Consider the following 19329-nt stretch of genomic DNA (forward strand, 5'->3'; position numbering starts at 1 on the left):
CCTATCCGCGTCCTGTGCAGCAGTCGGTGCGGCCCCTCACAGCGTGACCTCGACGTCGGCGTGGTGCGGTCCGCCGCACTCCTCGCTCCCACCGATGCGCTTCCACCGCGGTTCCACCGCCGCCTCGGCGATCACGGTCCCGGCGACGTCGTAGGCCCGCACGGTCAGGTCCGCCGGGCGGTCGAACATCGCGAAGATCCACGCGTCGTCATCGTCGGTGCGCGGCGAGAGCTGTGTGGCGGCGAACCCGACGGCGTCAGGATCGTCGCCGTCGGGATAGCAGTCCTCCCCCGGCACAGCTTCACGTCGTCGACGGCGTCGTCGGCGCCGTCGAACCGGACGCTGAGGGAGTCCGACCACCCGACGGCCGTACACGTGACCTCCCCGCTCGACGGCGAGCAGGCGGTGAGCGCGAGCCCCCGAGCACCAGCACCACGATCGAGGCCCGCCGCCGGCTCCGCGTCATCACGACACGAGCGTCGCGGGCGAGAATCGCCCCCGCCACCCGAACCGGTGCAGAGGCTCAACCCCTCAGGCGAGGCGCTCCACCGCGAGGTCGGCGAACTCGCTCAGCGCGTCCTTCGCGGGCGAGGCGGGCAGCACGTCCAGGGCGGCGACGGCGTCGCGCGCGTAGCCCCGCGCCATCTCGCGCGCCTGCTCCATCACGGGGTGCGAGGCCAGGGCCTGCACGACGGCGCCCAGCGCCTCGTCCGAGGAGAGGTCGCCCTCGAGGGCGTCGAGCACGCGGCGCCCCTCGGCGTCGACCGACCCGGCCGCCGCCGCGCGGCGCAGGAGCAGCACCGGCATCGTCGGCACGCCCTCGCGCAGGTCGGTCCCGGGTGTCTTGCCCAGCACCTCGGCCGAGGAGGTCAGGTCCAGCACGTCGTCGGCGAGCTGGAACGCCACGCCCACGCGCTCGCCGTAGGTCACCACGGACTCGAGCGCCGCACCCTCCAGCCCGGCGAAGAGGCCGCCGAAGTGCGCCGCGGCGGCGATGAGCGATCCCGTCTTGCCCGCCAGGACCTCGAGGTGGTGCTCGACCGGGTCCTCGCCGTCGGGCGGCCCGATGGTCTCGTGGAGCTGGCCGACGCACAGCCGCTCGAACGTCTCGGCCTGGATCTTGACCGCCTCGGCCCCGAGGCCGGCGACCGTCTGCGACGCGCGCGCGAACAGCAGGTCGCCCGCGAGGATCGCGACCGAGTTGCCCCACACCTGGTGGGCGCTCGGGGCACCGCGCCGCGTGGTCGCGGAGTCCATCACGTCGTCGTGGTACAGCGAGGCGAGGTGCGTGAGCTCGACGCCGACCGCCGCCTCGAGCACCTCCTCGGACGTCCCCGTGCCCAGCTGCGCCGTCAGGAGCGCGAGCGCGGGCCGCATCCGCTTGCCGCCGGCCTCCAGGAGATGGCGCGAGGGGGCGTCGGCGAGCACGCTCGTGCGCGAGACCGCGACCTCGAGCCGGCGCTCCACCTCGGCGAGCCCGTCGACCAGGGCGGACTCCAGGCCGACGTCGCTCAGCGGGAGGGGTCCTTGATTCACACGCGGGCTCACACCACGAATCTAGCCGCCTGCGCGAGCAGGTCGAGAACCGGCGTCGGCCAGACGCCGAGGCCCACGGTGCCGACGGCGCACACGACGAGCGCCCCGAGGGTCAGCGCGCCCGGTCGCTCGGCCCGCGCCGGGGCCGTGCCGCCGCCGCGCGTCTCCTCGACGGCGTCGCCCGGACGTGTGAAGAACATCAGCACGATCAGCCGCACGTAGAAGAACGCGGCCGCCGCCGAGGCCACCACGGCCACGACGACCAGGGGCCACGCCCCGCCGTCGGCCGCCGCGACGAACGCCGTGAACTTGCCGATGAACCCGCCCGTGAGCGGGATGCCGGCGAACGAGAGCAGGAACAGCGCCATCGCGCCCGCGAGCACGGGGTGGCGACGCCCCAGCCCCGCCCACTGCGCCAGCTGCGTGGCCTCGCCGCGCACCGAGCCGTCGGCGTCGTAGGTCCGCACGAGGCCCACGACGGCGAACGCCCCCACCGTCGCGAAGGCGTAGGCGAGCAGGTACAGCAGCAGGGCGGAGGGGCCGCCCTCGCCCAGCGCCACGACCGCGACGAGCGCGAACCCGCGTGCGCGACCGAGGAGTAGGCGAGCGTCCGCTTGACGTCGGTCTGCACGATCGCGAGCACGGTGCCCACGAGCATCGACGCGATCGCGACGGCCCACAGCACCGGCTGCAGGTCCCACGAGAACCCGGGGTGGCCACGTACAGCAGGCGGGCCAGCGCTGCGAAGGCCGCGGTCTTGGTCGCGGCGGCCATGAATCCGGTCACGGGCGTCGGCGCGCCCTGGTAGACGTCGGGCACCCAGGTGTGGAACGGGACGGCACCGACCTTGAACAGCAGGCCCGTCAGCACCAGGGCGAAGCCGACGACGGCCATCCCCTCCATGCCCACGCTCGCGGCCGCGGCCGTGCCGATCTCGGCGTAGGAGATCGAGGCGGAGAACCCGAACAGCAGCGCCACGCCGAACAGGAACAGCGCCGAGGAGAAGGCCCCGAGCAGGAAGTACTTGAGCGCGGCCTCCTGCGACAGCACGCGACGGCGGCGGGCGAGCGCCGTGAGCACGTACAGCGGGAGCGAGAGCACCTCGAGCGCCACGAAGAGCACCAGCAGGTCGTTCGCGACCGTGAAGACCAGCATCCCGGCGAGGCTGAACAGCGCGAGCGGGTAGACCTCGGTCTGCTCGAGACCGGCCTTGCGCGCCGCCTCCTCGTACGGCGATCCGGGAGCGGCGGCGCCCTGCGGGGCGAACGCGTCCTCCCCGCTGGGCAGACGCGACGCGAGCACGGCGAAGCCCACCAGCGCGATGACCAGCAGGATCATCTGCGCCGCGAGGCCGAACCCGTCCTCGGCGAGCTGACCGGCCACGCGCGTGGACTCGCCCCCGCCGACCACCTCGCCCCAGCGCCAGGCGACCGCGCCGAGCGCGGCCAGGGGCGCGAGCAGGGCGATGACGACCTGGATGCGGCGGCGCGAGGGGGCGGGTGCGAACGCGGCGACGAAGACGCCGACGACGCCGGCGGCGACCACGACGAGGACGGGCGCGAGCGCGCCCCAGTCGATGACGGGCGGGACGAACGTGGTCACTGGGCTCCTCCCAGGGCGAGCACCTGCGCGAGGGGGTCAGCAGGTCGATGACCGGTCCGGGCAGCACGCCCAGCACGACCATCGCCACCGCGACGGGGGCGATGCTCCAGCGCTCGCGGGCGTCGAGGTCGCGCAGCGACCCGTCGGCCGGGGACGCCGCCACACCCTCGGACGGCGCACCCGTGAACACGCGCTGGTAGACGAGCAGGAAGTACAGGGCCGCGAGCACGACGCCGAGGGTGGCAACCGCGGCGGCCGGGATCGAGGACGCGAAGCTCCCGACGATCACGAGGTACTCACCGACGAACCCGGACAGGCCCGGCAGCGCGACCGAGGCCATCCCCGAGAGCAGGAACAGGCCGGCGAGCACGGGCGTCACGCGCTGCCAGCCGCCGTAGGCGTCCAGCCGCTGCGACCCGCCGCGCCGCGCCAGGTAGCCGGCGAGCAGGAACAGCCCAGCGATCGAGAGGCCGTGCGCGAGCATGTAGAACATCGCGCCGGTCATCGCCACCTCGGAGCCGACGAAGATCCCCAGCACGATGAAGCCGAAGTGCGAGATCGACGTGAAGGCGATGAAGCGCATGACGTCCTGCTGGCCGAGCGCGACGAGCGCGCCGTACAGGAGCGAGACGAGCGCGAGCACCACGATCACGGGGGCGGCCCAGCGGGACGCCTCCGGGAACAGCGGGAGGCAGAGCGCGATCATCCCGAACGTGCCGACCTTGTCGAGCACCCCGACGAGCAGCGTCGAGGTCCCGGGGGTGGCCTGCGCCGTCGCGTCCGGCAGCCAGGTGTGCACCGGCCACATGGGCGCCTTCACCGCGAACGCGAAGAAGAACGCCACGAAGAGCCAGCGCTGGGTCGCGGTGTCGTCCACCGCGCCCGCGAGGGTGTCGATCAGGAAGCCCTGCTCCCCGCCGGGACCCTGGAGGTAGAGCACGACGACGCCGACCAGCATCACCAGTCCGCCGGCGAGCGAGTAGACGAGGAACTTGACCGCGGCCGAGCGTCGCTGCGCTCCCCCGAACATCCCGATGAGGAAGTAGACGGGGATGAGCATGACCTCGAAGGCCACGTAGAACAGGAACACGTCGCGCGCGGCGAACACCGCCACCATGAGCGAGGCGAGCACGAGAACGAGGGCGACGAAGGTGGCCCGACGGCGGTCGGCGGCTCCCGCGGCGGCGTCGTCGTCGGGCGCGTCGGCAGTGTCGGGCGCGTCGTCGGGCACCGCGTGCCAGTCGGCCGCGAGCACCACGGGCACGAGCGCCAGCGCGAGCAGCACCATCACCAGGCCGAGGCCGTTCAGGCCGACGGCCCAGCTCACGCCGATCTGCGGGATCCAGGGCGTCACCTGGGTCATCTGCTGCTCGGCGGCGCGCGAGACGTCGAACCCGAGCGCCATGACGACGGCGCCGGCGAGCGTCACGAGCGAGACGCTCAACCCGATCGGGCGCGCGCGGCGGTGCAGGCCGGGCACGAGCAGGAGGACGACGGCGGCCACGAGCGGCACGCCGATGAGGATGCTGATCCAGGGCACGTCGGAGGTCTGCAACGGTCTCTCCTCTACAGGCGCACGAGGTGCAGGACGGCGCCGGCGACGACCACGCCGGCGAGGATCGTGGCCGCGTAGCTGCGGACGTAGCCGTTCTGCAGCCGTCGCAGCACCCGGCCCGAGGCCACGGTGCCGGCCGCGGCGCCCGTGACCGCGCCGTCCACCACCGCGGTGTCCGCGTAGGTCAGCGTGCGCGTCAGGTGCTGGCCGGGGCGCATCACGAGCGCCTCGTTGACGTCGTCGGCGAACAGGTCACGGCGCGCGGCGCGCGTCAGGACGCTGCCGGCGGGGGCGGTGGTCGGGACGGCGTTCATCCCGTACTGGCGCCACGCGAGGGCGACGCCGACCGCGACGAGCACGAGCGTCGTCGCGATGATCACGGGAATCGGGAGCACGGGCTCCGGATGGTCGACGTGACCGGTGACCGGCTCCAGCCACCCCGTGATCCCGTCACCGAGGCTGAGGAGGAACCCGAGCGCCACGGCCCCGAGCGCGAGCACGACCACCGGAAGCGTCATCACCAGGGGCGACTCGTGCGGGTGGCGGTGCGGGCGCGGGTCGTCCGCACCGAGGCTCGCGGCGTCGTCGACCCAGCGGGCCTTCCCGTGGAACGTCATGAAGAACATGCGGGACATGTAGAACGCCGTCACCGCGGCCCCGACGAGGGCGGCGCCGCCGAAGACCCACGGCTGCCAGCCCTCCCCCACGAACGCGGTCTCGATGATCTTGTCCTTGCTGTAGAAGCCGGCGAACGGGGGCACGCCGATGATCGCGAGCCAGCACGCGGCGAACGTCACCCAAGTCACGACCATGACCTTGCGCAGGCCGCCGTAGGTACGCATGTCGGTGGCGTCACCGTTGGCGTGCATGACGGAGCCGGCGCCGAGGAACAGGCCGGCCTTGAAGAAGCCGTGCGTCACGAGGTGGAAGATCGCGTAGGCGTAGCCGATCGGACCGAGCCCGGCGGCCAGCACCATGTACCCGATCTGCGACATCGTCGAACCCGCGAGGGACTTCTTGATGTCGTCCTTCGCGCACGCGATCGCCGCACCCAGGAGGAGCGTGAAGGCGCCGATGCAGGCGGCGACGAGCTGCGCCGTCGGGGCGGCCGAGAAGACCGCGTCGGCGCGGACGATGAGGTAGACGCCCGCCGTGACCATGGTGGCGGCGTGGATGAGGGCCGAGACCGGCGTCGGACCGGCCATCGCGTCGCCCAGCCACGCCTGCAGCGGGAACTGCGCGGACTTGCCGCACGCCCCGAGGAGGAGGGCGAGACCGATCGCCGTCGCCATCGGGGTCGACAGGCTCCCGGCCGCGGCGTCCACGCCGGAGAAGGAGACCGTGCCGAGGTTCGCGAACAGCAGACCCATCGCCACGAGGAGACCCATGTCCCCGACGCGGTTCATCACGAACGCCTTCTTGGCCGCCACGGCGTACTCGGTCCGCTGGTTCCAGAACCCGATCAGGAGGTAGGACGCGAGGCCCACCCCCTCCCAGCCGACGAACAGCAGCGCGTAGGAGTCCGCGAGCACGAGCACGAGCATCGCGGCCACGAACAGGTTGAGGTAGGCGAAGAACCGCCGGCGCGCGACGTCGTGGCTCATGTACCCGATGGAGTACACGTGGATCAGCGTGCCCACGAACGTGATGAGCATGACGAACGTCAGCGACAGCGGGTCGACCCGCAGCCCGGCGTCGATGCTGAGCTCGCCCGCGGGGATCCAGGAGAACAGGTGCACGTCGTTGACGCGCGCCTCCGGACTCTGCCCGACCACCTCGAGCACCACGAGGAGCCCGACGACGAAGGCCGCCGCCGAGGCGAGCGTCGCCAGCAGGTGGCCCCACGCGTCGCTGCGGCGCCCGAGCATGAGCAGGAGGGTCGAGGAGGCCAGGGGGATGGCGACGACGAGCCATGCGAGATCGATCAACGCTCAGCCCTTCAGCAGGCTCGGCTCGTCGACGGAGACCGTCCGACGCGCGCGGTAGATGGACACGATGATCGCGAGCCCCACGACGACCTCGGCGGCCGCGACGACCATCACGTAGAAGGCCATCACCTGCCCCGTGAGCGTGCCGTGGATCCTGCTGAAGGCGACCAGGGCGAGGTTGCAGGAGTTGAGCATGAGCTCGACGCCCATGAAGGCGAGGATCGCGTTGCGGCGCACCAGGACGGTGATCGCACCGATCGAGAACAGGACCCCCGACAGCACGAGGTAGTGCACGAGGCTCATCGCTGCTCCTCGTCACCGTGCGGCTGGTCCGGCCCGTCGGGCGCGTCGGGCGCGTCGGGCCGCACGAACGACCCGGAGGCGATCTGCGCGACGTGGCCCTCCACCGTGCCCGGATCGCGCTCCTGCCCGCGGATGCGCAGCACGCGGGGCACCGAGACGTCGATCGGGCGGCCCTGCGGGTCCAGCGCGGGCAGGTCGGCGGCGTTGGAGAGCGCGTAGACGCCGGGGGCCGGGGCGGGCGTGAGCACCTGCGACCCCTCGCCGCGGGCGTAGGCGCGCTGGCGCAGCCTGACCGTGGCCTTCTGGTCGCGCACCGCGGCCAGCCGCTCCTTGTGCGTCAGCGTGATCGCGCCCAGCGCCGCGGTGATGAGCAGCACGCCCACCAGCTCGAGCGTGAAGACCGTGCGCCCGAAGATCTCGTAGGCCACCCCGACCGGGTTGGTCCGCTCGTTCGCGGCCTCGAGCCCGACGGCGTCGGGCAGCGTCGCCGTGATCACCACCCCCGCGAGCACCGCGGCGAGGCCGAGGCCGAGCAGGACGGCGATCCAGCGCTGACCGGAGATGGTCTCCGCGACCGAGTCCGCGGCGTCGACCCCCACGAGCATGAGGACGAAGACGAACAGGATCATGATGGCGCCGGTGTAGACCACCACCTGGGCGACGCCGAGGAACGGCGCCTCCAGCGCGGTGTACAGGACGGCCATGCCGATCATGACGAAGATGAGCCCGACGGCGGCGTGCACCGGCTTGCGCGCGAACAGCAGCGCCAGCGCGGCCACGACCATGAGCGGACCGACGGTCCAGAACAGGACGAGCTCGGCCCCTGACCCGACGGTGCCGACGGCGTCGGCGGTCGCGGCGGCGGTGGTGCCGGGAGCGGCGGCGATCACCGTGCCGCCTCGCGCGCAGCCTCGAGCGTGGGGTCCTGCGGGCGCTCGCGCTCGACCCAGGCGACCTGCTCCGCGCTCGGCCCCTCGACGTCGCCGCGGTAGTAGTCGTCGTCGACCGTGCCCTCGACCATGGGGTGCGGGGCCGCGAGCATGCCCTCCTTGAGCGGCGCGAGCAGATCCTCCTTGGTGAAGATCAGGCCCTCGCGCGTCGGACCCGCGAGCTCGAAGTCGTTGCTCATCGTCAGCGCCCGCGTGGGGCACGCCTCGATGCAGAGCCCGCAGAAGATGCAGCGCAGGTAGTTGATCTGGTAGACGCGGCCGTAGCGCTCGCCCGGGGAGTACTGGCCGTCCGGCGTGTTGTCGCCGCCCTCGACGAAGATCGCGTCGGCCGGGCAGGCCCACGCGCACAGCTCGCACCCGATGCACTTCTCGAGCCCGTCGGGGTAGCGGTTGAGCTGGTGGCGGCCGTGGTAGCGCGGCGCCGTCGGTGTCTTCACGAACGGGTACTGCTCGGTCACGGCCGGGCGGAACATGTTCGAGAAGGTCACGCCGAAGCCGGCGACGGGGGCGAGCAGCTCGCTGATCGCCCTCCCGAGCGAACCCTTCCGCTCCTCGGACTTGTCCTCAGGCATCGCCGGTCTCCTTCGCGGTCACATCATCAGTCACTGCATCGGTCCGTCCCGCCACGACGGGGACGCTGACGCTCGCGCGCCGCGGCGACGGCGGGAGCACCTGGCCGGGCAGCGGCGGGACGGGGAAGCCGTCGGCCATGGCGTCGATCACCTCGGGCTCGCGGTCCCCACCTGCACGGCCGCCCTCACCCTCGCGTTCGGGTGGCGCCTTCTTCTCCGGCCACAGCAGGAGCACCGCCAGGACCACGACCAGCGGGATCCCGATCCACATCAGCATGGTGCGCAGGTCGATCTCGGCGAACTGGCGCACGGCCTGAACGCCGGCCACCGCGACGAGCCACACGAGCGCGACCGGAATGAGGATCTTCCAGCCGATGTTCATGAACTGGTCGTAGCGGAAGCGCAGCAGCGTGCCGCGCAGCCAGAAGAACAGGAACATCACGAGCCAGACCTTGGCCACGAACCACAGCACGGGCCACCAGCCGGTGTTGAGGATCTCGACCCCGGCCTCGTCCTGGATCAGGGTGAGCGGCCAGGGCGCGCGCCAGCCGCCGAGGAAGAGCGTGGTCGCGACGGCCGCGACGTTGAACATGTTGATGTACTCCGCCAGGAAGAACCAGGCGAACTTCATCGAGGAATACTCGGTCATGTGACCGGCGACGAGCTCGCCCTCGGCCTCGGGCAGGTCGAACGGCAGGCGGTTGGTCTCCCCCACCATCGAGACGAGGTAGACGAGGAACGCGGGCAGCAGCGCGATCGCCCACCAGAAGCCGCGCTGGCTCTCCACGATCGCGGAGGTCGACATCGAGCCGGCGACGATGAACACGCTGACGAGCGACAGCCCCATCGCGAGCTCGTAGGAGATCACCTGGGCGGTGCCGCGGACGGAGCCCAGCAGCGGGTAGGTGGAGCCCGAGGCCCAGCCGCCGAGCATGATCCCGTACACGCCGAACGAGGTGACCGCGAGGATGTAGAGCACCGAGACCGGGAGATCGGTGAGCTGCAGCGGCGTCACGACGCCGAACATGCTCACCTCGGGCCCGAAGGGGATGACGGCGAACACCAGCAGCGACGCGAACACCGTGATCAGCGGCGCCAGCAGGTAGACGAACTTGTCGGCCGCCTTGACCGTCAGGTCCTCCTTGAGCAGGAGCTTCATCGCGTCCGCGAGCGACTGCAGCAGCCCGAGCGGTCCGTGCACGTTCGGGCCGGGACGGATCTGCATGCGCGCGAGCACGCGGCGCTCGGCCCAGATCGCGATCAGCACGCTGGTCAGCAGGAAGACCAGGATGGCGACGGCCTTGATCACCCAGATCCACCAGGTGTCCTGGCTGAAGTCGGCGACGACCCCGTGGTTCATGCGCGGACCTCCACCGTCTCGCCGCTGCGGGCTCCGAGGACGGCCGTCAGCGACGCCGCACCCGTGCCCTCTCCGGTCCGGGGCGAGCTCGGCAGCCACACGACGCCGTCGACCATCGCGGTGACCGCGAGCGGGTGGGTTACCTCACCGTGCGGGCCCACCACCGTGACGGTGTCGGCGCCGGCGAGGCCGAGCTCCGCCGCCGTCGTCGGCGAGAGGTGGGCGACGGCGCGGCGGGCCGTGCCCGCCAGGTGCGGTTCGGCGTCCTGGCCGCGCCCGCCGTCGAGCAGGAGCTTCCAGGTGGCGAGCACGGCGCGGCCGGGGCGACCTGCACCCAGAACCGGTGGGTGGACACCGGTGACCGGCTCCGCCGTCGGGAGGCGATCGCCCCGCCACGCGGGCAGGGCGCCCGCGCCGAGGTCCGCCGTCGGGCGGTGCTCTACGGCGCCACCGACTCCCGTCCCGGAGTGCAGCCCGACCTCGGCGGCCAGGAGCGACAGCACCGCGGCGTCGGACATCGCCGAGGTGGTGAACACCTCCGCGAACGGCCGGGGACGCCCCTCCCAGGTCAGGTAGGTGCCGGACTTCTCGCTCGGCGGCGCGACCGGGAGCACGACGTCGGCGAACGGCGTGACCGACGAGCGGCGCACCTCGAGGGAGACGACGACGCCGCCGGCAGCGCGCACCGCGGCCAGCGCGGCGCGGGCCGCGGCGGGGTCCGGCAGGTCGTCGAGGTCGACGCCGCCGATCACCACTCCGGCCAGCTCGCCCGAGGCGAGGGCCGCGAGCACGCCGGGCAGGTCGCGGCCGGGGGCCTGCGGGAGGTCGCCGGCGCCCCACGCGGCGGCGACCTCGGCACGCGCTGCGGGGTCGGCGACCGGTCGGCCGCCGGGCAGGAGGTGCGGCAGGAGACCCGCCTCCAGCGCGGCGCGGTCGCCCGCCCGGCGCGGGACCCACGCGAGGGCGGCCCCGGTGCGCCCGGCGAGCGCGACGGCGGCGGCGAGCGCGCCGGGCGCGGCGGCGAGCCGCTCGCCCACCAGCACGACGCCGGGCCGGTCCTCGCCCCCGAGCTCGGTGATCGTGTCCAGGACCTCGGCCTCGGTGCCGGGCGCCGCCGGGAGCAGCTCGGCGCGCAGCTTGCTCGCGCCGCCGGAGCGCAGCGGTGCGACCGTCCGGACGCGTGCGGTGCCGGCGAGCACGCCCTTGCGCAGCCGCAGGAAGATCGTCGCGGCCTCCTCCTCGGGCTCGAGGCCCGCGAGCAGGACGTCGGCGTGCTCGAGGTCCGCGTAGGTCACCCCGATCCCGGTGCCGGCGACGTGCGCGCCGAGGACGGCCTCCTCGGCCGCGTCGCCGTAGGCGCGGGCGCGGAAGTCGACGTCGTTGGTCCCGAGCACGGTGCGGGTGAACGCGCTCCACGCGAGCGCGTCCTCGTGCGTGCCGCGCCCGCCCGGGAGCGCGGCGAGCGCGCCCCGCCGTGCGGCGAGGAGCCCGGCCGCGACGTCGAGCGCATCGGCCCAGGACGTCTCGACCATCGTGTCGTCGCCGCTCTCGCCCGGCTCCCGCACCAGGGGTGCCACGAGCCGGTCGGGCGCGGACTGCCAGTGGAACGCGAAGCGGTCCTTGTCGCTGATCCACTCCTCGTTGACCGCCGGGTCGTCCCCGGCGAGGCGGCGCAGCACGACGCCGCGGCGGTGGTCGACGCGGATGTCGGCGCCGCACGCGTCGTGCTCCGCGACCGCGGGGGCCGAGACGAGGTCGAACGGTCGGGCCCGGAACCGGTAGGCCGCCGAGGTCAACGCACCGACCGGGCAGATCTGGATCGTGTTGCCGGAGAAGTAGGAGGCGAACGGGCGGCCGGACACGTCGGTCTCGGCGGCGCCGACCGGGGCCTGGCCGTCGAACCCGAGGACCTGCTCGTCGAACGCGCCGATCTGCTGGCGCGCGCCGCGCATCTGCAGGTCGATGAACGGGTCGCCGGCGATCTCGTCGGAGAACCGGGTGCAGCGCTGGCACAGGATGCAGCGCTCGCGGTCGAGCAGCACCTGGGTGGAGACGCTCAGGGGCTTGGGGTAGGTGCGCTTGACGTCGACGAACCGCGAGCTCGCGCGGCCGTGGCTCATCGCCTGGTTCTGCAGGGGGCACTCGCCACCCTTGTCGCAGATGGGGCAGTCGAGCGGGTGGTTGATGAGGAGGAACTCCATCACGCCGCGCTGCGCGGCGTCCGCGGTCTCGCTCGTCAGCTGCGTGTTGACGACCATGCCGGGCACGACCTCGAGCGTGCACGAGGCCTGCGGCTTGGGCATGGGGCGCACGTTGCCCTCGCGATCGGGCATCGCGACGTCGACGAGGCACTGCCGGCACGCGCCGGCGGGCTTGAGCAGCGGATGGTCGCAGAACCGCGGGATCGCGATGCCGACGTCCTCGGCCGCGCGGATGACCAGGGTTCCCTTCGGGACCTCGGTGACGACGCCGTCGATCGTCACCTCGACCAGCGGGACGGGCGGCTTCGCGCTCGACGACTGCTGCGTGCCTGGTTGCGTGACCGTCATACCGGGACCTCCTCGTGGGCAGGTGCGTGCAGCGCGGAGCGGCCGTAGGGGAACAGCTCGCGCGCGGGCGTGTGGCAGCCCGCCTCGAACTCGTCGCGGAAGTACTTCAGTCCGCTCTGGATCGGAGTGGCGGCGGCGTCGCCCAGCGCGCAGAAGCTGCGGCCGAGGATGTTGCCCGCGATGTCGGACAGCGACTGCAGGTCCTCGGGCGTCCCGCGGCCCGCCTCCAGGCGGTGCATGATCTGCTGCAGCCAGAACGTGCCCTCACGACAGGGCGTGCACTTGCCGCAGGACTCGTGCTTGTAGAAGTCGATCCAGCGCGTGATCGCGCGGACGACCGAGACCGTCTCGTCGAAGATCTGCAGCGCGCGCGTGCCCAGCATCGAGCCGGCACCCGCGACGCCCTCGTAGTCCAGCGGGACGTCGAGGTGCTCGTCGGTGAGCAGCGGCGTCGAGGACCCGCCCGGCGTCCAGAACTTGAGGCGGTGACCGGCGCGCACGCCGCCGGCGAGCTCGAGGAGCTCCCGCAGCGTGATCCCGAGCGGCGCCTCGTACTGACCGGGCCGCGTGACGTGGCCCGACAGCGAGAAGATGCCGTGGCCCGCGCTCTTGGGGGTGCCGAGACCGGCGAACCACTCCGCCCCGCCGAGCACGATGCCCGGGACGGAGGCGACGGACTCGACGTTGTTCACGACCGTGGGGCGGGCGTACAGGCCCGCGACGGCGGGGAACGGCGGCTTGAGCCGCGGCTGGCCCCGGCGGCCCTCGAGCGAGTCGAGCAGCGCCGTCTCCTCGCCGCAGATGTAGGCACCGGCCCCGGCGTGCACCGTGACCACGAGGTCGCCCAGCAGGCCGGCCTCGGTCGCCTCGCGGACCGCGGCCAGCAGGCGGCGGTAGACGTGCACGACCTCGCCGCGCAGGTAGATGAACGCGTGCTCGCACCCGATCGCGCGCGCCGTGATCGCGACGCCCTCGATCAGCACGTGCGGGTTGGCCATCATCAGCGGGACGTCCTTGCACGTGCCCGGCTCGGACTCGTCGGCGTTGACGACGAGGTAGCGCGGGCCGCCGTCGGGCGGCGGCAGGAAGCTCCACTTCAGGCCCGTGGGGAATCCGGCACCGCCGCGGCCGCGCAGCCCGGAGGACTTCACGAGCTCCACCAGGTCCGCGGGCGCGATCTCGTTCGCCCGCGCGAGGGCCTCGTAGCCGCGGTGGTCGCGGTACGTCGCCAGCGTCCAGGAGCGCGGGGCGTCCCAGATGTCGGTGAGGACGGGGGTGAGCGTGTCGGGGGTGGGGGTGCTGTGCGTGCTGGGGGTGTCGGTCGTCATCGGTCCGTGCCCTTCGCGTCGTGGCTCGTGTCGGAGCCCTCGGCGGCGCTCTGGTCGCCGCTGTCCTCCGCCGGCTCGTCCGGTCGCTCGCCGACCTCGTCCTCCGACGGCGTCGCGGCGTCGTGCTCGGAGGAGGACTGGACCTCGCCGACGTCCTCCAGACCCGTGTCGCCGTCGCCGTGGCCGACGGCGTCGGCCGTGGCCTCGTCCGTGGGGTCGGCCTCGGCCGTGTCGGCAGAGTCGGCCGTGCCGGTCGTGTCACCCGGGTAGGCCGGTGCGCGCCAGTCGTGCTCGCGGGAGATCTGCAGGCCCGTGAGCGTGGCGTGGCCGGCGGCGGGGCCGTCGTCCGCCAGCCCGTCCTCGAACCCCGCCAGCACGCGGGAGACGGCGCGGAAGTCCTGCACCACGGGCCCGCGCGAGGCCTCGACCCGCTCCCCCGCGCGCAGCCGGTCGACCAGGTCGATCGCACGCTGCGGCGTCACGTCGTCGAAGAACTCCCAGTTGACCATCACGACCGGGGCGTAGTCGCAGGCCGCGTTGCACTCGAGCCGCTCGAGGGTGACGAGGCCGTCGTCGGTCGTCTCGTCGTTCCCGACGCCGAGGTGCTCGCTCACGGCGTCGTAGACGTCGTCACCACCCATGACCGCGCACAGGGTGTTGGTGCAGACCCCGACGGTGTAGGCGCCGTTCGGCTTGCGCTTGTACTGGCTGTAGAAGGTCGCGACGGCGGAGACCTCCGCCCGCGAGAGCCCGAGCGTCTCCGCGCAGAACGCGATGCCACGGGGCGAGACGAAGGAGTCCACCGACTGGATGAGGTGGAGCAGCGGCAGCAGCGCCGAGCGCTCCTGCGGGTAGCGCGCCAGGATCACGGCGGCGTCGGCGCGCAGCCGCTCCGCGACGTCGTCGGGATACAGCGACCCCACGGTGACGGGCTGCGACGTGGATTCGATCGTCATCGGTCCACCCCTCCCAGGACGGGGTCGATGGAGGCGACGGCGACGACGACGTCGGCGATCTGCCCGCCCTCGCACATCGCGGCCAGGGACTGCAGGTTGGTGAACGACGGGTCGCGGAAGTGCGCGCGGTAGGGGCGGGTCGCGCCGTCGGAGACGAGGTGGACGCCCAGCACGCCCTTGGCGTGCTCGATCTGCTGGTAGACCTGGCCGGCCGGCACCCGGAAGCCCTCGGTCACCAGCTTGAAGTGGTGGATGAGCGACTCCATCGACTGCCCCATGATCTCGCGGATGTGCGCCGCGGAGTTGCCCTGGCCGTCCGGGCCGATCGCGAGCTGCGCCGGCCATGCGATGGAGGGGTCGTCGACCATCACGGGGTGGCTCGCGCCGTCGCGATCCTGCTTCTCCAGGCGCTCCACGACCTGCGCGACGATCTTCAGCGACTCGTCGATCTCGTCGAAGCGGAGCATCACGCGGGCGAACGCGTCGGCGTCGGTGGAGGTGGGGACGTCGAAGTCGTAGGTCTCGTAGCCGCAGTACGGGTCGTCCTTGCGCAGGTCGAACGGCAGCCCGGCCGAGCGCAGGATCGGCCCCGTGACGCCGAGGGACAGCGCCGTCGCGAGCGGGAGGTGCCCGACGCCCTTGGCGCGGCCGGCGAAGATCGGGTTGGCGTCCATCAGCATGTGCAGGTGCTTCACGTGCTTGCGGAAGCGCGGCAGCATGTCGCGGATCGCCTGCGTCGTGCCCGGCGGGACGTCCTGCGCCAGCCCGCCGGGGCGGATGTAGGCGTGGTTCATGCGCAGCCCCGAGACGAGCTCGAAGATCTTGAGGATCTCCTCGCGCGCCTGGAAGCCCTCGATCATGATCGTGGTGGCGCCGAGCTCGTTGCCACCGGTCGCGATCGCCACGAGGTGCGACGCCGCGCGCTGCAGCTCCATGAGCAGCACGCGCACGAGCGTGGCGCGCTCGGGCGCCTCGATGCCGAGCAGCTTCTCCACGCCGAGGCAGTACCCGACCTCCTGGAAGAACGGGGCGACGTAGTCCATGCGGGTGCAGAACGTCACGCCCTGGGTCCAGGTGCGGTACTCCATGTTCTTCTCGATGCCCGTGTGGAGGTAGCCGATCCCCACCCGGGCCTCGCGCACCGTCTCGCCGTCGATCTCGAGGATGAGGCGCAGCACGCCGTGCGTGGAGGGGTGCTGCGGCCCCATGTTGACGACGATCCGCTCCTCGCCGAGGCGGGCCGCCTCCTCCGCGATCGCGGTCCAGTCGCCGCCGTTGGCGGTGAAGGTCGCGCCGGGGGCGGCCTCGTCGGGTCCGGAGTCGCTGTCGACGTCGCTGTCGAATCCCGTGGTGCTCACCGGTAGGACCTCCGCTCGTCGGCCGGGGGGATGGTGGCGCCCTTGTACTCCACGGGGATGCCGCCCAGGGGGTAGTCCTTGCGCTGCGGGTGGCCGACCCAGTCGTCCGGCATCGCGATGCGCGCCAGGGCGGGGTGCCCGTCGAACACGATCCCGAAGAAGTCCCAGACCTCGCGCTCGTGCCAGTCGTTGGTCGGGTAGACGCTCGTGGTGGAGGGGACGTGCGGGTCGTCGTCTCCCACGACGACCTCGAGGCACAGCGTGCGCGGGGAGTGCGTGATCGAGCGCAGCGGGTAGACCACGTGCAGCTCGCGGCCGACGTCGCTCGGGTAGTGCACGCCGTTGACACCGAGGCACAGCTCGAAGCGGAGGTCCTGCTCGTCGCGCAGCAGGCGGCACACGGTGACGATGTGCTCGCGGCGGACCTCGATCGTCAGCTGGCCGCGGTCGACCACGACCTTGGCGACGGCGTCCTCGAACGCGACCCCCGCGTCGGCGAGCGCCTCGCCCAGGAGGTCGACGCCGTCGTCGAACCAGCCGCCGTAGGGACGCTCGCTCGGGACCCCGAGCACGACGGCGGTGCGCAGCCCGCCGAAGCCGGAGGTGTCGCCGGCGCCGTCGTCCCCGAACAGGCCCTGGCGCTTCGCGACGAGGTCGCCGAGGCTCTGACCGTCGCGCGAGACCGGGGTGAGACCGAGATCGGCGCCCGCCTGGCGGCCGCCCGCGGGGCCCTCCGGCACGTCAGGGGTCGTCACGCGAGCAGCCCCTTCTGCGCGTGCGTCGGCACCGCCGCGAGCGCCGCGGCCTCGGCCGCACGTGCCGCCTCGACCCGGTTCAGGCCGAGCGGGGTGTTCTTCACCTGCTCGTGCAGCTCGATGATCGCGTGCAGCAGCATCTCGGGCCGCGGCGGGCAACCGGGGAGGTAGATGTCCACGGGCACGATGTGGTCGCAGCCCTGGACGATCGCGTAGTTGTTGAACATGCCGCCCGAGGACGCGCAGGCGCCCATCGAGATGACCCACTTCGGGCCCGTCATCTGGTCGTAGACCTGACGGACGACGGGGGCCATCTTCTGCGAGAGCCGGCCCGAGACGATCATGACGTCGGCGTGCCGCGGGGAGGCACGGAAGACCTCCATGCCGAAGCGCGAGATGTCGAACCGCGCCCCGCCCGTGGCCATCATCTCGATGGCGCAGCAGGCCAGGCCCATCGTCACGGGCCACATCGACGCCTTGCGCGCCAGGCCCACGAGATCGCTGATCGTGCCGAGCGCGAAGCCCGGCGCCTTCTCCTCGATACCGGCCACGGTGAGACTCCCTAGTCCCAGTCGAGCGCGCCGCGGCGCCACTCGTAGATGTACGGAACGGTGATGAGTGCGATGAACCCCAGCATCGCGACGAGCCCGAACACGGCCAGGTCGCTGAACGCGACCGCCCAGGGGTAGAGGAAGACGACCTCGATGTCGAAGACGATGAACGTCATCGCCACGAGGTAGTACTTGATGTTGAAGCGCCCGTGCCCCAGCGCGTGGGGGTCGGCATGATGCCGCACTCGTAGGCCTCGAGCTTGGCCCGGTTGTACGTCTTCGGGCCGATCACGGCGCTCGCGGCGAGGCCACCCACGGCCATGAGGGCGGCGATGCCCATCATGACCAGGATCGGGACGTACGGATTCGTCATGCCGGTCTCACCACCTTCGTCAGGGCCGTGATGATCCGGTCCAGCGCATCCCCGCCGGTCCGGTCGTAGGAGTCCGAGAGCAGCTTGTGCACGAAGCGCATCAGCAGCGGCCGCGGCAGCCCGTAGCGCGTGCAGATCCGCATCACGGACGGGTGCTCGATGATGCGGACGAACTGCTTGCCGAGCGCGTAGTAGCCGCCCAGCTCGGCCTTCATCGTGCGGGCGTAGGCCTGCATCGCGCGCTCGCGGCTGGCGGCGTTCGGCCGCGCGAGGGCCTGGGCGACGACGTCGGCGCCGATGCGCCCCGCCTGCATCGCGTAGGCGATCCCCTCGCCGTTGTAGGGCGAGACCATGCCGCCGGAGTCGCCGACCAGCAGCAGCCCGTCGGCGTAGAGCGGCTGGCGGTTGAAGGCCATCGGGAGCGCGGCGCTGCGCAGCGGGCCGACCTGGTTCTCGGGCGTGAAGCCCCACTCGGTCGGCACGTTCTGCATCCAGCGCGCGAAGATGTCCTTGTAGTCCAGCTTCGTGGCTCGCGCGGTCGAGCTGACGCTGCCGAGGCCGACGTTCGCGAGGCCGCCGCCGGCGTCGAAGATCCAGCCGTAGCCGGGCAGGAGGTCGCTGTTGCCGGGTTCGCCGTCCCAGAGCTCGAGGTGGCTCTCCATCATGGTGTCGCGGTAGCGCGGGCTCGCCTCCGGGACCCGGAAGTAGGTGCGCACGGCCACGCCCATCGGGCGGTCGCCCCGCTTCTCGCGCCCGACGGCGGTGGCCAGGCGCGCGGCGACCCCGCCGGCGTCGATCACGAACGGCGCGGTGAAGCTCTCCTCGGGCTCGCCGGTGGCGCGGCCGCGCTCGTCCACGCGCTTGGCGGTGACGCCGGTGACGCGGCCCGCGTCGTCGCGGATCGCGCCCGTGACGCTGTGGCCCTCCAGCAGGGTGGCGCCGCTCGCGGCGGCGTGGCGCGCCAGGGTCTCGTCGAGGTCCTGGCGGGTGCGCACGAGGCCGTAGCTCGGGACGGTCTCGAGGTCGGGCCAGTCCATCTCCACGGTGTGGCCGCCGCCGATGACGCGCAGGCCGGTGTTGCGGGCCCAGCCGTCCTCCTCGCGCGTCGGCACGCCCATCGAGATGAGCTCGGCGACGGCGCGGGGGTGAGACCGTCGCCGCACACCTTGTCGCGGGGGAAGCTGGCCTTCTCGAGCACGACGGCGTCGAGCCCGCGCTGGGCGAGGTAGTGGGCCGCGGCGGCACCGCCGGGGCCCGCGCCGACGACGATCACGTCCGCCGTCCGGGCAGCCGAACCCATCGTGTCCACCTCGCCGTCAAGATAGCCGTACCGCAGGGCGTGCGCCCGGGCGGTGACCCGGTGCGCACGTGCGTCGCTCGCGACTATACGAATGCCGCACCGGGGTGTCTCCCAAGGATCACCTAACCACGCGTCGGCGCGTGGGACCTAGGTCCCGCGCCTGCATCGCCGCAGGTGCCGCGGTCGCGGGTGAGCCCGGTCACGGGATCTCGGTCGGCGGGTGCACCGTGATCCCGACGGGCGGGGCCGGGGGAACCCGTACTGTCCGATCGCGCCCGTCGGTCGGCCGGCCGGACCCGTCGGGCGGTTCGCCGCTCCCTTCGGGCGGTCCGGCGAACCCTTCGGGCGGTTTG

At 72.5% G+C, this 19329-nt stretch carries 13 protein-coding genes and 5 pseudogenes; all 18 read right to left on the reverse strand.

Annotated elements, in window-relative coordinates; genetic code table 11:
* Positions 1–36: 36 nt before the first annotated feature.
* The 18 genes and pseudogenes from QQK22_RS11470 to QQK22_RS11550 all read right to left on the reverse strand — a co-directional run bounded on the left by QQK22_RS11470 (position 37) and on the right by QQK22_RS11550 (position 18976).
* Complete coding sequence (locus QQK22_RS11470; RefSeq protein ID WP_284251069.1) at positions 37–297, reverse strand: hypothetical protein; 261 nt, start codon at positions 295–297, stop codon at positions 37–39.
* Between the two features lie 234 nt (positions 298–531).
* Positions 532–1548: a polyprenyl synthetase family protein gene (locus QQK22_RS11475; RefSeq protein ID WP_284251070.1), complete on the reverse strand. Its 1017-nt coding sequence runs from the start codon at positions 1546–1548 to the stop codon at positions 532–534.
* A pseudogene (locus QQK22_RS18835) lies at positions 1545–2194 on the reverse strand (proton-conducting transporter transmembrane domain-containing protein). The gene QQK22_RS11475 and the pseudogene QQK22_RS18835 overlap by 4 nt, the downstream one beginning before the upstream one ends.
* Before the next feature lie 119 nt (positions 2195–2313).
* Positions 2314–2874 (reverse strand): annotated as a pseudogene (locus tag QQK22_RS18840) (proton-conducting transporter transmembrane domain-containing protein); the annotation flags it as partial.
* 352 nt (positions 2875–3226) lie between these two features.
* Positions 3227–4678, reverse strand: a pseudogene (locus QQK22_RS11485) (NADH-quinone oxidoreductase subunit M); the annotation flags it as partial.
* A 26-nt stretch (positions 4679–4704) separates the two neighbouring features.
* Complete coding sequence (nuoL, locus tag QQK22_RS11490; RefSeq protein ID WP_284252708.1) at positions 4705–6561, reverse strand: NADH-quinone oxidoreductase subunit L; 1857 nt, start codon at positions 6559–6561, stop codon at positions 4705–4707.
* A gap of 63 nt (positions 6562–6624) precedes the next feature.
* On the reverse strand, positions 6625–6924 hold the full coding sequence (gene nuoK, locus QQK22_RS11495) for an NADH-quinone oxidoreductase subunit NuoK (RefSeq protein ID WP_284251072.1): 300 nt from the start codon (positions 6922–6924) through the stop codon (positions 6625–6627).
* Positions 6921–7814: an NADH-quinone oxidoreductase subunit J gene (locus tag QQK22_RS11500; protein ID WP_348525574.1), complete on the reverse strand. Its 894-nt coding sequence runs from the start codon at positions 7812–7814 to the stop codon at positions 6921–6923. Before QQK22_RS11500 ends, nuoK begins: the two co-directional genes overlap by 4 nt.
* Positions 7811–8446, reverse strand: a complete 636-nt coding sequence (gene nuoI, locus QQK22_RS11505) for an NADH-quinone oxidoreductase subunit NuoI (RefSeq protein WP_284251073.1) — start codon at positions 8444–8446, stop codon at positions 7811–7813. The genes QQK22_RS11500 and nuoI overlap by 4 nt, the downstream gene beginning before the upstream one ends.
* A complete protein-coding gene (nuoH, locus tag QQK22_RS11510; protein ID WP_284251074.1) occupies positions 8439–9806 on the reverse strand; it encodes an NADH-quinone oxidoreductase subunit NuoH in 1368 nt (455 codons plus the stop codon). Before nuoH ends, nuoI begins: the two co-directional genes overlap by 8 nt.
* The gene (locus QQK22_RS11515; RefSeq protein WP_284251075.1) at positions 9803–12355 is read right to left on the reverse strand and encodes an NADH-quinone oxidoreductase subunit G; all 2553 of its coding nucleotides are present in this window, start codon (positions 12353–12355) and stop codon (positions 9803–9805) included. The genes nuoH and QQK22_RS11515 overlap by 4 nt, the downstream gene beginning before the upstream one ends.
* Positions 12352–13683, reverse strand: a complete 1332-nt coding sequence (gene nuoF, locus QQK22_RS11520) for an NADH-quinone oxidoreductase subunit NuoF (protein WP_284251076.1) — start codon at positions 13681–13683, stop codon at positions 12352–12354. The genes QQK22_RS11515 and nuoF overlap by 4 nt, the downstream gene beginning before the upstream one ends.
* Positions 13680–14639 (reverse strand): NADH-quinone oxidoreductase subunit NuoE, encoded by a 960-nt coding sequence (nuoE, locus tag QQK22_RS11525; protein WP_284251077.1) that lies wholly within the window; start codon positions 14637–14639, stop codon positions 13680–13682. The genes nuoF and nuoE overlap by 4 nt, the downstream gene beginning before the upstream one ends.
* The gene (locus QQK22_RS11530) at positions 14636–15997 is read right to left on the reverse strand and encodes an NADH-quinone oxidoreductase subunit D (RefSeq protein WP_431310153.1); all 1362 of its coding nucleotides are present in this window, start codon (positions 15995–15997) and stop codon (positions 14636–14638) included. The genes nuoE and QQK22_RS11530 overlap by 4 nt, the downstream gene beginning before the upstream one ends.
* Positions 15994–16752: an NADH-quinone oxidoreductase subunit C gene (locus QQK22_RS11535; protein ID WP_284251078.1), complete on the reverse strand. Its 759-nt coding sequence runs from the start codon at positions 16750–16752 to the stop codon at positions 15994–15996. The genes QQK22_RS11530 and QQK22_RS11535 overlap by 4 nt, the downstream gene beginning before the upstream one ends.
* Positions 16749–17303, reverse strand: a complete 555-nt coding sequence (locus QQK22_RS11540) for an NADH-quinone oxidoreductase subunit B (RefSeq protein WP_284251079.1) — start codon at positions 17301–17303, stop codon at positions 16749–16751. The genes QQK22_RS11535 and QQK22_RS11540 overlap by 4 nt, the downstream gene beginning before the upstream one ends.
* An 11-nt stretch (positions 17304–17314) precedes the next feature.
* Positions 17315–17676: pseudogene (locus QQK22_RS11545) on the reverse strand (NADH-quinone oxidoreductase subunit A).
* Positions 17673–18976: pseudogene (locus tag QQK22_RS11550) on the reverse strand (geranylgeranyl reductase family protein). The pseudogenes QQK22_RS11545 and QQK22_RS11550 overlap by 4 nt, the downstream one beginning before the upstream one ends.
* Positions 18977–19329 lie beyond the last annotated feature (353 nt).

It is taken from the genome of Litorihabitans aurantiacus, assembly GCF_030161595.1.
GTDB lineage: Bacteria > Actinomycetota > Actinomycetes > Actinomycetales > Beutenbergiaceae > Litorihabitans > Litorihabitans aurantiacus.